The sequence below is a fragment of the Paenibacillus anseongensis genome (genome assembly GCF_009757995.1).
Taxonomy (GTDB): Bacteria; Bacillota; Bacilli; order Paenibacillales; family NBRC-103111; genus Paenibacillus_E; species Paenibacillus_E chondroitinus.
In genome coordinates this window covers 61,682-76,130 of sequence record NZ_WSEM01000008.1, presented here as the reverse complement: position 1 = coordinate 76,130, position 14,449 = coordinate 61,682, and the positions used below count along the sequence as shown (strand labels likewise).

At 47.9% G+C, this 14,449-nt stretch carries 10 protein-coding genes; 9 read left to right on the top strand and 1 reads right to left on the bottom strand.

The features are described from left to right. Positions 1-92 precede the first annotated feature (92 nt). Positions 93-971, bottom strand: coding sequence for a helix-turn-helix transcriptional regulator (locus tag GON05_RS08265; protein WP_157318664.1), 879 nt, complete (start codon positions 969-971; stop codon positions 93-95). 117 nt (positions 972-1,088) lie between these two features. On the opposite strand from GON05_RS08265, the gene GON05_RS08260 reads away from it, so the two are divergent. The 9 genes from GON05_RS08260 to GON05_RS08220 all read left to right on the top strand — a co-directional run bounded on the left by GON05_RS08260 (position 1,089) and on the right by GON05_RS08220 (position 14,408). Next, on the top strand, positions 1,089-1,937 hold the full coding sequence (locus GON05_RS08260; protein ID WP_157318663.1) for an NAD-dependent epimerase/dehydratase family protein: 849 nt from the start codon (positions 1,089-1,091) through the stop codon (positions 1,935-1,937). 72 nt (positions 1,938-2,009) lie between these two features. Next, positions 2,010-2,507 carry an NUDIX hydrolase gene (locus tag GON05_RS08255; RefSeq protein ID WP_157318662.1) on the top strand — a complete coding sequence of 166 codons (498 nt, stop codon included), beginning with the start codon at positions 2,010-2,012 and terminating at the stop codon, positions 2,505-2,507. Positions 2,508-2,598: 91 nt separating this feature from the next. Further along, the gene (locus GON05_RS08250) at positions 2,599-4,164 is read left to right on the top strand and encodes a copper amine oxidase N-terminal domain-containing protein (protein WP_157318661.1); all 1,566 of its coding nucleotides are present in this window, start codon (positions 2,599-2,601) and stop codon (positions 4,162-4,164) included. Between the two features lie 794 nt (positions 4,165-4,958). Then, positions 4,959-5,918: an ABC transporter permease gene (locus GON05_RS08245; protein WP_157319262.1), complete on the top strand. Its 960-nt coding sequence runs from the start codon at positions 4,959-4,961 to the stop codon at positions 5,916-5,918. Further along, positions 5,918-6,787, top strand: coding sequence for a carbohydrate ABC transporter permease (locus GON05_RS08240; RefSeq protein WP_157318660.1), 870 nt, complete (start codon positions 5,918-5,920; stop codon positions 6,785-6,787). Before GON05_RS08245 ends, GON05_RS08240 begins: the two co-directional genes overlap by 1 nt. Before the next feature lie 58 nt (positions 6,788-6,845). After that, entirely contained in the window at positions 6,846-8,390 is a 1,545-nt protein-coding gene (locus GON05_RS08235) for an extracellular solute-binding protein (protein WP_157318659.1), read from the top strand. A gap of 105 nt (positions 8,391-8,495) precedes the next feature. After that, complete coding sequence (locus GON05_RS08230; protein WP_157318658.1) at positions 8,496-9,833, top strand: Gfo/Idh/MocA family protein; 1,338 nt, start codon at positions 8,496-8,498, stop codon at positions 9,831-9,833. Continuing rightward, positions 9,830-12,019, top strand: a complete 2,190-nt coding sequence (locus GON05_RS08225) for a glycoside hydrolase family 88/105 protein (protein ID WP_157318657.1) — start codon at positions 9,830-9,832, stop codon at positions 12,017-12,019. The genes GON05_RS08230 and GON05_RS08225 overlap by 4 nt, the downstream gene beginning before the upstream one ends. Positions 12,020-12,125: 106 nt before the next feature. After that, complete coding sequence (locus GON05_RS08220; RefSeq protein WP_181646219.1) at positions 12,126-14,408, top strand: helix-turn-helix domain-containing protein; 2,283 nt, start codon at positions 12,126-12,128, stop codon at positions 14,406-14,408. Positions 14,409-14,449 lie beyond the last annotated feature (41 nt).

Below are 14,449 nucleotides of genomic sequence, written 5' to 3'. Positions count from 1 at the left end.
GAACTGCGGGTGGCAGGTCGTATTTTTTTTGGCATGACATGTTTGAGTCCACGAAGGAGCGCAGCCGATGCGGCTACATAAAAAAGAGGCTGTTAAAAGTCATCCAATGACCGAGGAACAGCCACTTCATGCATGGGTAAGCTGTTTACGCTCAGTAAATACTTTAGCCGCTCGCAGGTAGCGGGTGAAGCCATATAAATCATTGTTTTCATATAAGGGTTTTGTGGTGTCTCTAAAGTTAGATGTTCGAATTCCATCTTGCCAATGGAAGGATCTATCCATCGTTTGTGACAATCAACAGCTATTTGAACGTCGTGAAGTGGCCAATAAGAACGAAACAATTCGCTGATTTCCATAAACTCCTCTATTAATAGCCGAAACCTTTCGTCATGCGGAAAGTGTGCGTAATCTGCACGAAAACGTGCCATCATGACCTGCGCTTTGGCTTCCCAATCCGGATTATTCGTCTGAAGGGACGCATCTGTCAAAAACCTTCGCAGCCAGTTTGGTCTCTGCCCTGGTGCCATTGTAAGCGCCGGCAGGTGAAACACAATTTCCGCCGCTTGATTCCACATCAGCATATCCCAGTTTCGCCCCAAAATAAAAGCAGGATTCGGTTCAAGAGCTTTTAACATTCGTTCCAAACCCAGGCTTACCTCTTGAGCTTGTTCCGTTTCCTTCGCTACTCCTATCCTTGCTAGCATGTGAAGATGACGCTGCTCATCGACGGATAATTTTAGCGCTTCGGCGATGCTATCGAGCACCTGAGTTGATGGGTTCACCTCTCTGTCCTGCTCTAAGGAGGTGTACCAAGAAGTACCAATATGAGCAAGATGAGCTACTTCTTCACGCCTCAGTCCAGGCGTTCGACGCCGCCCATATGACGGCAACCCCACTTCCTCCGGCGTAAGACGCTCTCGGCGTGCTCGCAAAAATTCGCCCAGCGTAAGGCTGGAAGAAATCTCTCTCATTAGCAATTCTCCTTATCCTGACACTGCCAAACCTACGATAAGAGCAGGAAGGCAAAAGACTGCCGTATTTGTCATACTGCAAGTATAGCATCAACAAAACTCAGGAGGTAAACGAACATGAATATATTTGTAACTGGAGCATCTGGAAAAATAGGAAGCCGTTTCGTACCGCGCTTACTACAGCGGGGGCATAACGTTAGCGTCTTGTTACGAAACAGGGCGAAAGCGGGTATGCTAGATCAGCATGGTGCAAGGGTTGTTGAAGGTGACCTTTTGCAACCGGAGAGTTTTGCTTCTACGTTGAGAGGTAATGATGTTGTTATCCATCTAGCGGCTCAATTTCGCGGTGTAAATCAAGAAACTGCGCAAAAGTCAAACATCGACGCAAGCATCCTTTTAGCAGAGGCTGCCTTGAGGGCGGATGTTCCACGGTTTGTGTTTGCCAGTACGAATCTCGTGTATGGCAGCGGGAATACTAGCGGACCGAGCCAAGAAAATGATCTTTTGCAACCTGCGTTCACATATCCTCAGACCAAAAAAATAGCTGAAGAAGCTTTATTCCAGCTTCATCGCGAGAAAGGACTGGGACTTCGTATTTTACGGTTTGCTTTTGTCTATGGAGAAAATGATCCTCATATTACCGAATACATGCCGATGATGAGTAAATGGCAACCGGCGAAACGTCTTCATATGATTCATCATGCGGATGTAAGTCAGGCATTATTGCTTGCTGCTTCTACTCCTGGCATAGATGGCCGCATCTATAACGTTGCCGATGATTCCCCGATTACAGCATATGAGCTGTTTCAACTCTATCATCAGTCTGACCGATTAGAGGGAGAAGCTGCACAGCAGCATTTTAACCCATGGGACATGATTGTGGATACAACACGTATTAGGGAAGAATTAAATTATCGTCCAAATTACCCCTCGTTTTATACAGCAAGAGATGCTGGGGCTTTGTGAATTGAAGGGATTATTAGGGGAAATCCAGAAATTAGTATGGAGGAAAAGTAAAGAAAGGTGCTGTGATGGCGAATGTTCTTCGTTAATTCTCGTGCGATCATTGAAAGAATGCAAGATGGAACAATCGAAATTGTGGTTCAGACACGAAATAAACCTGGTGAACCTCAGCGGATCGAACTACCTGGTGGGAGAATAGAGCAATACGAATCGTTAATAGCAGCGCTTATTAGAGAAGTAAAGGAAGAGACTGGCCTTGATGCTGTAGAAATTGAAGGTGAGGATACAAAAATTGATACCATTGGTATCGATCCGAGTTTTGAAGTGGAGTGTGTAAAACCCTTCGGGGTTTATCAGACCCTTAACGGACCTTTTGATTCGGTTGGCGTCTACTTCCGTTGTAAAGTGCATGGGGAGTTAGTGAAATCAGGTGATGAAACTAAGAACCCAAGATGGATTGCCGTTGATGAATTAAGACAACTAATGAAGGATGATCCCCATCAATTTTCCAGTATAGACAGAGCGGGAGTTATGTTTTATTTGAAGTATTTGGAGAAACAGAGACGGACGTAATAAAAGACTTTGTAAATCTATTGTCTTTTTACTAGATTCAATAGATAATTATGGTAATTTATTGGATGGTGGAATCTGGGGGAAGAACAACATGCTGATCTACTTGCGAAAAATGATTTTGATTGCTTTAATTTCTGTAGTTGCTTGGAACTATGGCACTTTAACGACTATGGCTTCGGTATCGAATGACAAAACCGTCATCAAGCTTAAATTAGATGACATCCAAGCTTCAGTTAACAGCAAGTCGGTTGTACTTGGAATGGCTCCTCACTTGCTGAATAACACGACAATGGTTCCGCTGAGAATTGTAACGGAGGCTTTAGGCGCAGAGGTTATATGGGATGGAAACATGCAGAGTGTGCAATTAACGCTTGCTTCACAACACATTATCATGAAAATCGGAAGCACATCAGCAAAAGTTAATGATGCTTCTATCAATTTGGAACAACCGCCGGTCATTGAAAATGATACGACATTAGTGCCAATTCGGTTTATTGCAGAAAATTTCCATCAGTCCGTTTCTTTCGATGATCAAACACATGAGATTAGTATTACGAACGTACCCGCGGTTACAACAATCCCGGATAACGTAAAGCCAGCTGCAGAGCGTCTGGAAAAGCCGACGGTTGATAATTTGACGAACGAAACCATGATAAAAATTCCTCAGTTCGCTGATCACTCCAAGTATGTATTTAGAGGGGCTTATTCTGAAGGCGTAGTTATGACCACAGATGGTAAAAACAATTTGTACTTTTTAGCTGAAAGTTCCCCACAAGATTTTACCATTAAGAAAATGTCCTTAAGTAAAGGCAATGAATTAGAAACAGAATTGTTGTTGACTTTTAGTAAAGAAGATTTCAATTTTAAATATAAGGATGCTCAGGGTTTCTCACAGAATTTTCGCTATAATGAGTTCATTCCAAGCTCTTTATATTACGATCGGAATTCGGATAAAATCTTTGTTATGGGAAGCGACCTTCTCCAGGAAATAACAGTATTTTATCAAGTTTATCCTAATGTAAAAATGATTGCCTACGATAGGTATATCAACTTGAAAAGCAAGTTTGATTTCATTCAGCCGTCAGATGATGGACAAACCTATTATATTAGCAGCTCGTTTAAAGGTAGTATCTATACAGCACATGAAGGAGAAGCTCTGTCAAATCATACTAGTGTTGATGGTATACGTACGCACCACCTAACTTCACTTATGGATAAAGGTCAGTTGTATGTGCTTGATCAGGAAAACAAAACGATCCAATTGGTAACTCCTGGTGTAGGAGCGAGCAGTGTGGCAACCCTTAATGTAGGCGAAATCAAAACCGCAATAGCGCATGAAGGTAATTTCTACTTAGTGGCGGGTAATAAATTCTACCGTGTTGATGTGAAAGGGAAACTGGAAGTGTACGCTAATTTAGATGAGGCCGTGTTCCATAAGGGTGTGTATAACTTCAAGACCGATACGTTTGACCCTACGCCAACTCCGTATTATTATTCTCTTCCTACTCGTCCTGAAGATGTTGATTTGGAGAGATTTGAGCCCAAACGGATCGTAATTGGCCTTGCTCCGCAAAGATTTATCATCGATCCAAAAGGTAACATTATCATTTATGATGATATGTATAAGATTCTTAGAAGAATTAATGTGTTTAAATAAGGTGATAGGAAGATAGAATCAACGTATACTCAAAAACAAAAGCTGCCGGAATCATCCGGCGGCTTTATTGACTTTGTTCTAGGGTAAGTGAAGCTTACCTGCACACCAACCCATGACATTTGCTGCCATCGCGCGGGCGATTCCCCCAGCGAGGGGGAACTACAGGGCGTTATTTCATCGAAATAAGCTCATTTTCGCGCGGAAGGGAACTGTGGGCCTCTATTTGTCCGTTTTCTTAAAGAGAACGGGATCAGGCGATCAAATAACGCCCTGTAGTTCCGCTCAAACGCGGAAACGGGCTGAATTTGCTAGATTAGCGCCCTGTAGTTCCTCAAGGATGCATCGTTGACCAACCTAACGCTAGTATGAGGTTCCTCCCCCCCCTTCGCCAAATGTCTCAGTGACGCTGAATTTTTAGCGGCGCTGGGTTTTCTCCACCCCCAAAATTCGCTCCTACTAGGCTCTTAACAAGCTAAACGACGGAGGAGAAGTGAACTCCTCCAACGGTCCCTTCCTCCGCAGCAAGCCTACAGGGCACTATTTCATAGAAATAGCTCCTTTTTCACGTGTTAGCAGGATTCGTTAGCAATGAACCGATGCTCCAAAGCATGCACAATTCCTCGAATTGAGACATTCTTGCATTAACACTTTCTTGTTCCCGCTCTCAAATCCTGGAAAAATGTAAAAATCGCGGATCGGTTCATCCCATAGAGGATTGAACGATTGTCATGGCATCTCCCTAGCAGGTAAGATTGCGGTACTAGACGTGAAGGAGGCTTGCGACAGTGGCAAAGATGTATACGGAGGCTAAGCCCGGAATCACAAACAGCGATGTGAAGCATGCGAGGTTAGCGCAAAATCGATATCTCCTAAATATGCGAAAGCATTGGATGCTTTATCTCATGATCATCCCGGGGCTCGTGTATTACCTTATTTTTAAATACGTGCCGCTCATGGGAAGTGTCATCGCCTTTCAGAATTATCAAATTTTCAAAGGCATGCTGGGGAGCTCTTGGGTAGGATGGGATAATTTCAAATTCATCTTCACGTATCAAGATTTCTATCATGTTTTAAGAAACACGGCGACGATCGCCACGTATCACCTCGTGTTCGGATTTCCTGCACCAATTATTCTAGCGCTTCTATTCAATGAAGTGAGGCTGATGCTGTTCAAACGGGTCGTACAGAGCATGTTCTATCTTCCGCACTTCTTATCGTGGGTCGTTGTCGGAGGCATCGTCTTTGAACTACTGTCCACGCAAGGTGTGGCGAACATGGTCCGGGGATGGTTCGGTTTCGAGCCGATCTTGTTCATGCAGCAGCAGAGTTATTTTCGCACGATTGTCGTCTTGTCGGGCATTTGGAAGGAAGTCGGATGGGGCACGATTATTTACCTTGCCGCAATTACCGGCATCAATCCGAACTTGTATGAGGCGGCTGTGATGGATGGGGCGAACCGCTGGAAGCAGACGCTTCATATTACGCTGCCGATCCTGTTTCCTACAATTCTGGTGTTATTCCTACTGAACATCGGCAATTTCCTTGAGCTCGGTTTTGACCAGATTTATAATCTGTTGACGCCTATGACGTATTCCGTGGGTGATATCATCGAGACGTATGTGTACCGGGCAGGGGTTTTGCAGGGCCAGTACAGCGTTACGACAGCTATTGGATTATTCCAGTCCGTCATTGGTTTCGCGCTGCTGTGGATCTTTAACCGAATGGCCAGAAAGACAGAACAGGGGTTGTGGTGATGAAACAGACGTATGGAGAAAAGGTTTTTCAAGTAGTCAACTATTTGTTCCTGGCCGCCGCTGCAGGCACGATGTTGATGCCGCTTGTTCATCTGTTGGCGGTGTCGCTCAGTTCACCCCTTGCGGCTGATTCGAAAACAGTATTCTTACTACCGGTAGAATTTACCTGGGCATCGTGGGGGCATATCCTGCAAAATAAGGGGTTATGGAGCGCATTCGGCGTAACGCTATACATCACGGTAGTTGGGACGCTGCTGAGCATGCTGTTCTCCGTATTGACAGCGTTTCCGCTGTCCCGCAAGGAATTTCTTATTCGAAAGCCGTTTATGCTGGCTGTGATCATTACGATGATTTTTAATGCGCCGATGATCCCCTTTTTCCTGACCGTTCGTGAGCTGGGCATGATGAATTCCCTGTGGTCGCTTATTTTGCCAGGATTAATTGGAACGTTTAACATGATTATTATTCGAACGTTTTTTATGGGGATTCCGGCGGAACTCGATGATTCAGCGCGAATGGACGGCTGCACCGATGCAGGCATTTTGTTCCGGATCTACCTGCCTTTATCCAAGCCGGTGCTCGCGACGGTCAGCTTATTTTATGCCGTTGGGTATTGGAATACCTTCCAGAGGGCCGTGCTGTTTATCCGTGATCCCAACAAATGGCCGCTGCAAATGAAGCTGCGCGCTTACTTGCAGTCACCGGAGGAACTGGCTGCTGTGAATCTGTTCCTTGGCGATTACGATTTCAATACGACAACATTGAAAGCGGCAACAATACTGTTCGCAACAGTGCCGATTATTTTAGTTTACCCGTACTTGCAGAAGTATTTTGTAAAGGGTTCCATGCTAGGCTCGCTGAAGGAGTAAGTACCGCAATACGGCTGGCTGCATCATATGATGTGCTATAAAAAGGGAGGATACATGCATGAAGAAACGTTTATTCGGGAAAAAGGGAGCGATTACGGCGGCGGTTTCGCTGCTTGCGGTTACAGTCCTTGCGGGTTGTGCGCAAACCAGTGACAAAACCCCTGTCGCAGAAGGCGGCGCCCAGAACGATAAGCTTGTACAGGTAAAGGTGTTCAAAAGCCATATGGGCGTAGGTACCATTCCGGATGCGAATAACGCGCACGTCAAATATGTAGCTGAGAAAACAGGTGTAGAATATCAACTGACAACCACACCTCCAGGCTCAGAACCGACAGAGTTTCTCAATCTGATGATTGCTTCGAACGATTTGCCGGACATCCTTCGCCCGATTGGCGGCATTGAGCAGACGTTGATCAAACAAGGCGGAGCGCTGCCGTTGGAAGATCTTCTTCCGAAGTATGCACCTAATGTATGGAAAAACATTCCTAAGGAGGCGTGGGATGTCGTTCGTTCGGCCTCGTCCGATGGCCATATTTATTATGTGCCGAAGGTGTTTCTCGTCCCTGAACGTGCACCGATGATTCGTAAGGATTGGCTGGATAAGGTCGGATTGCCTATGCCGAAGACAGCAGCTGATTATAAGGAAGTACTGAAGGCTTTCCGTGATAAGGATCCAAACGGCAACGGTTTAAAGGACGAACTGCCGACCTCAGGCCGGGAATTCGGCAAATGGATGGATCACCTGTTTGGCATGTACGGCGTCGCCATGTGGGAAGGGAGTCCGGAGTGGGATCTGTATGACGGTAAAATTCAGTATGCGGGCGTTACCCCTAATATGAAGGCGGCCATCGGATATATCCGCGAGTTGTATGCAGAGAAACTGCTCGATAACGAGACATTCCTTAACAAAGGCGATGTATGGCAAGCCAAAATCAACAATAATCTGGTTGGCAGCTGGTACCACCTCCCGGCAAGTGTGCGCGATCGCTATACAGCGATGCTGAAGGGAGCTCCTGATGCTTATATCGTTGGCATGCCGGTGCCTAAAGTAGATGGTTTCCAAGGTTTTGTTACGATGAAAACGATGGGGGAGCCGGAATGGATCATTCCTGCAGCAGCAAAAAACAAAGCCGAAGCATCCCTGAAGCTGCTCGACTTCTTCTATGATACAAGCAACGATGAGTTCATCCGGTTTGGGATTGAAGGACTTCAGCATCAAGTCGTAAATGGCAAAAAGGTCCTGCTGCCACCGGAGGACAGCCGCCCTCTTGCTCTCGGCATGCGTAACCTGACGACTAAAGAAGATATGGATATCCGGATCAAGGAAACCATTCCAGAGAACATGCAGAAGATGGTGCAGGATATTTTCACCGTCAATACAGCGGATGCCCGCCGAATCGCAGGAGACGGACTGCCAAACACGGTATACGAAGGTTTCCCGGATATTCAATCACATAAGCTTTTCCAAGAATATTTGACCAAAATCGTGATCGGTGAGTGGCCGATGGCGAAATTCGATGAGTTTGTGGACCGTTGGAACAAATCGGGAGGCGACAAGGTCACGCAGCGCGCCCAAGAATGGTACGCAAAAGTGAAGAAGTAACAACGTATCCGGCGTATGGTGCGCCCGCAGAGACGGTTTAGCCTCCTGCGGGCCAGAACGCGCTGAGAAGATAAATGACAGCAGCCATAGAAGGGAATGTAGCTCATGAAAAAGCGATATGCAATCTGCGGGGTAAGCGGTCGGGCGCTCGGCATGTTCGCCAAGCCCATTACGTCGACATTCTCCGCTAGAAGCGAGCTCGTCGGCTTACTGGATCGCGACCAAGCTCGCTTTGAGCTGTTTCGAACGAGATTTCCAGAGCAGCAGGAAGTCCGTACTTACGGCGAGCATGAATTTGACCGGATGGTGGAAGAGACGCGCCCGGACGTTATCATTGTCGCTGGGCGTGACGACACACATGCCAAATATATTATAGCGGCCCTGGAGCATGATTTAGACGTGATCACGGAGAAGCCGATGGTGACAACAGGAGAGGACGCAAGGCGTGTAATGGAGGCGGAGTCAACAAGTAAAGGGACGGTCACCGTCACTTTCAATTACCGATATGCGCCCATTCATACGAAAATTAAGGAAATGCTACTGGAAGGCAAGCTTGGCAGGATTACCTCGATTGACTTGAATTGGTATCTCGACACCTATCATGGTTCAAGTTATTTTAAACGTTGGAATCGGGTTAGAGAGTTGTCCGGAGGGTTGTCTATCCATAAATGCACGCATCATTTCGATCTGGTGAATTGGTGGATTGGGCAGCAGCCTGTCGAGGTGTTCGCATATGGCGCCTTGAATTATTACGGAGCTGAAGGGGAAGCGAACCCCAAGAAGGAGGATGGCCGTTTCTGCACGACCTGTGAGCTAACGTCGGAATGCGACTACTACTCACGTTGGAACACTCGGAGCAAAAATATTCAAGTGCAGGACGATCATCTCGGTTCGCTTGGTGCAGTGAAAAGCAAGTTTCCTTACTCGGACTATCGGCCTGATCAATGTATCTTCGATTCCCAAATTGATATTGAGGATACCTATGCAGCAACGGTCAAATATAACGGTGGCGCACTCCTCAGTTATTCGGTTAACTTCTCTTTGCCGTACGAGGGGTATCGATTGGCCATTAACGGCACGAAGGGGAGGCTTGAGTCGGTGGAGTATCATATGCCGAGCCGCACTCCATTTCCGACACCTGTGCAGACCATCGATTATTTCCCGTTGTTTGGCTCTAAGGAAACGATCCATGTCGTGCACCGAGAAGGCGGACATGGAGGCGGGGACCCGCTATTGCTTGAAGATTTATTTATGGGTGAAGATCGCCGGAGGCCTTATCGGATTTTATCCGGAGCTGTGGATGGCGCGTTCTCCGTGGCGACTGGGGAAGCTGTATGGCGCTCTGTGAAGGAACACCGTCCGGTTACCATCGAGGAAGTGCTCAGCGGTGGATTCTCTGAGAAGGCTCTCAGTTTAAGCGGGAAAGGAGTGGCAGGACAATGACGACATCTTTAACCCGCTATATAGATCCAGAGGAAAGTATGGCCGCCCAAACGGACGGAACCAACATTCCCCATGTTCTGACTGTCATGGCTCAGCGTTACATCGGTGAGCATCCGCCCCACGGTCCGGTGTACAGAGTGACTCGCGGTAGTGATATCCGCAAGTTGGAAAATCACACGTATTCGTTTCCGATTGGACGTATTTTTCCGGAGATGCATGCGGGACAGCGGGTATATGCCTGGGCGAAACTGTGGATCGAGGAGCCGCAAGAGTTTATCTTTCTGCTTCGATGTCTCGGGCCTGTCCGATTGTACCACAATGGGGAGCAGCGTTTTGGCTCTGCCCCTGAGGAGGAAGCGGAAGGGGCACCTCCGCTGAAACTGAAGATTGGGCTGGTGCGGGGCTGGAACCATTTTGTTTTGGAGCTTGGCCAACGTGCAGATGGACGATGCGGAGCGGAATTTGGCTCTGGCAATCGCAAGAATAAGCCTTATACCTTTCTTGCACCTTCACTAGAGCGTCAGGGGGAAGAGGGCTGGATCTATACGTCTCCGATGGATAGTCCGCTTCCACAAATACCAGCTGCGACGATGAGTGAGCAGGTAGTAAGTGGTGCGGCGTCTTGGCTGCCGAAGCGCGCAGACACCAGTGACTGGCAGGGCCGGTTGGAACAACTCTACGGTTTGTCTCCGGGTTTAAAGGCTATCTCTTGGACATCCGTCCGAGTCGACCCGGCGATGACCGGTCCTGTAACTGTATCGGGGATCGCCTATGGCCCTGTCACCTTCATTTGGAATGGACATAAGGTTTATGAAGCTGCTGGAGAAGGCTCGTTCAGTTTTAATTTAGAATCGTGCCGGCGAAGCGGAAGCCTCGTGGCATACAGCACGTGCAGTGAGGAGAGTTGGGGGTTTCAGCTGCATGAGAATTTGACGAATGCCGTACTGCACTCGCCGGTCAAAGTCCATGGCTATGCAGGCAAATGGCTGCATCTGGGGCCTTTCGCTGCTGACGTCGAGCTGCGAGCTAATGACTATATGAAGATGGATACGGTTGCAGCCGGCTCTTCAGGTGAGGTGTTCTGGACAACGAATGAGCCTGAAGCTTTCGTTAGACCCTTTCTGGAGAACGAGCTCTTTGGCCGTTGGAACTACCCGCTTGGCGTAACCTTGTTCGGGTTGCTAGAGACAAGCCGTTTGCTAGCGCGCAGCGACATGACGGATTACGTAACTCGTCACGTGGAATTTGCGACGTCAACCTATGCGTATTCCCTCTGGGATCGGAAGCAGTTTGGAGCGGCAGGATTAAATAATCAGTTATCGCATATAGACAGCTTGGATGATTGTGGGTCCTTCGGAGCACTTGCTATTCTAGCGAACAGGTTACGGCAGTTGAAGGGAGCGCGTGCGGTTTCAGATGACATCGCCCATTACATCATGAATGTACAGGACCGTCTGGAAGATGGTACCCTTTATCGCCGTATCGGCGTATCCCCGAGCATGCATAATACGATGTGGTGCGATGATATGTACATGAGTGTGCCGTTCCTATGCCGTTATAGCGAGCTATCCGGGGATTTGCGATATGTAGAGGAAGCTTCCCGCCAACTGCTTTTGTATAAAAAGTATTTATATATGCCTGAGCAGCAAATCATGTCTCATGTGTATGACGTAAGCAGCGGCAAGCCGTCATTGACGACTTGGGGGCGGGGGAACGGCTGGGTCTTTTTCTCGCTCTCCGTGCTATTGCAAGCGCTGCCGAAAGGGCATTCCAGCTACAAGGAGATCCTCCGCTTTTACCGGGAGTTGGCGGAAGGGTATCTCCGTCTGCAGGGCAAAAACGGCCTGTGGCATCAGGTACTGACAGATCCTGAGTCATATGAGGAAGCATCGTGTACATCCATGTTCATGTACGGTTTCGCACTCGGCGTGCGGCACGGTTGGTTGCTGGAGCCGCAAGCATTCACTCGGGCGGTGATGTCCGGCTGGAATGGCTTATGCGCTCGCGTCATCGATAAGCACGGGAACTTGTACGGCGTATGCAAAGGCTCCAGCTGGTCCTACTCGAACGCTTATTATAAGCATGAGCTTGGCTGGAACTTGAATGACACACACGGGATTGGCATTGTGCTTTTGGCCGGCATTGAAGCGAACGCCATGATGAACAGCTTAGGTATGAAAAGCTGAGGGGTTCCAGAGTGAGAATGGGAGGGAACCGCCAGAAAGGATCGTGTCGCGAGGGAACAGATCGCGTTATAATAGTAAGATCTCCTAATAAGGTGGGAATCCTAACGTGACGCAATCCTTGAAGAAGTGGCTGAAATACAATTTAGCCCATACGCAGACCCGGCTCGTACTAATTTTAACCATATCGGTGTTTCTCATTATTCTGGCCGTCAGCCTGACATCCTACTATACGTCAAAGTCAGTCCTGCAGGAAGAACTCAGCGAGCCGCAGCGCCAAATGCTTCAGTTAAATATGAACGTCATTGATGACGCTATCAAAGAGAGTGATAAAGCCGCTATTCAGGTTGCTTTGAACGCTAATATTTATAAGTTCCTGACCAGTGAGGTGCAGAATTCATACGCCAACGTATCAGACATTTATCAATTGTTGTCAACTCTGATAGGCAATTCTAAATATATCAAGAGCATCTATGTGTATGACATGACAAAAGGGAGCTTCATTGCAATTCCGCAAGGCTACAGCTCGAGCAAGCTGAACTTTGACGATTCGGATTGGATTAACGTGGTGGACGAGTTCGGTGACGGGATGACGGTCATCAAAAAACGGCAGGTGCCGGAAGGCGCGGGTAGAAAGGGCTCCGAAGTTACGCTGTTTCGCAAAATTATGATTTCAGGTCAGTTTAAGGGGATTGTCACTGTCAATCTCAAGGATGAGGAATTGTTTGCTAAGCTGAATCCTCCCGTCCTCAATAATTTAAATCGGATGCGTTATATCATCGACGAGCACGATGAGATCCTGTACGCGGTTTCCAACTATGAGTTCGATCAGGAGTCAATTCGGCAGGCGTTGGCTCAACTGCGGGAAGATGGCAGCAGTGACATTACCCATCAGAACCGAAAACTGCTGGTTAATCAGCTTGTTTCGCCAGTAACAGGCTGGAAATACGTATCCATTGTCGTTCAGGACAGTTTGCTGGCCAAGTCCAAGAAAGTACGCAATGTCGTGTTGACCGTTTCCGTGGCTGCACTGGCTCTCGGTTGCGCGACGATTTTTTATATTAATGCCGCTGCTTTCCGACCGGCTCGCAGGCTGATGCAGCTGTTCAGTAACTACGACCGCAAGTCCATGAATCCCGAAGGCATCGATTTGGAGAAATTGGCCGGCGAATTGCTTAGCAACCATGCCCATCTGTCTCAGCTCGTCAGAGAGACAATGTCGGAGGCGTCGTCCAAGCTGCTTTACGATATGTACACGGGGAACTTGACCGGCAAGCGGGATATTGAGGAAAAGTGGCATCGTTACTTTGGTGAATGGTCATCAGAGCCAGTGACGGTAGCGGTCATTTCAATCGATCGATATGAGGATTGGTCGCGGAAGTACACGGGCGACGATCAATCGTTATTAAAGTTCGCCATGGCGAATATCGTCGCTGAGCTGTTTGAGCAAAGGTGGCGGGTCGTTTGCGCCGATTTTGGCAAAGACAAGATGGCGATATTGTTACAACCGCTTGAAGCGGGAACCGTGCTTGAGCGCAAGCTGGAGGAAGCTGCTGAGATTGTTTCCAGACTGCTCAAGTTCAGCGTTTCGGTGGGGGTAAGTACCCCTCAAACGGAAGTTGCCCGGCTGCGCCAGGCGATGCTGGAAGCGGAGAATGCGCTGAATTACCGGCTGTATCAAGGGTATGGGCAGATCATCCCGTTTCATGAAGTATCGGGGCATGAAGTTAGAGAGACGGTCGTGGATGAAGGAAAGCTGGAAGAGCTTTCGCAATTGATAGAATCGGGAGACGAAACCGGATCGCTGGAAGCGATTGAACGTCTAATCTCCGATGTTCGAAGCCAATACGGGTATCCATCAGCGGCTTTAACGTTTTTACGGGCCGTGCTTGAACGTATCGAGCAATTATGGCAGGCTGATGACCAATGTGCGGAGGGCAGCGCGTTTGAGAGTTACTATACCTTTCATCTAGGGGATATCCAAGAGGATCTCTGTAAGCGGGTTCAGCCGTTGGTTCAGCGCTTCCACAAACTTATTCAAAGCAAGGATTTTATTACATGCCACCGCATGATTGAGTATATGAAGCAGCATTTGAGCGAGACCATCGGGATCCCGGAGATTGCTGACGATGTGGGAATTAGCAGCAGCTTGGCAAGTCAGATTTTCAAGCAAGAAACGGGAGAAACGATCTATAACTATTTAACGCGCTTACGTTTGGAACGTGCGGCGGACCTGCTGCTGAAGACCGAAAACAAGATTTCGGACATTGCGGTCATGGTTGGCTACCAGCATGAGAACAGCTTCATTCGAAGCTTCCGCAAATTCAAGAATATAACCCCGGGCAAATACCGGGATATGATGAGAACCCGTACGGACGCGATGCTGGAATAGATAAGCGGCGTCAGTCGGATTGGATAAGCGAACCTAGGAGG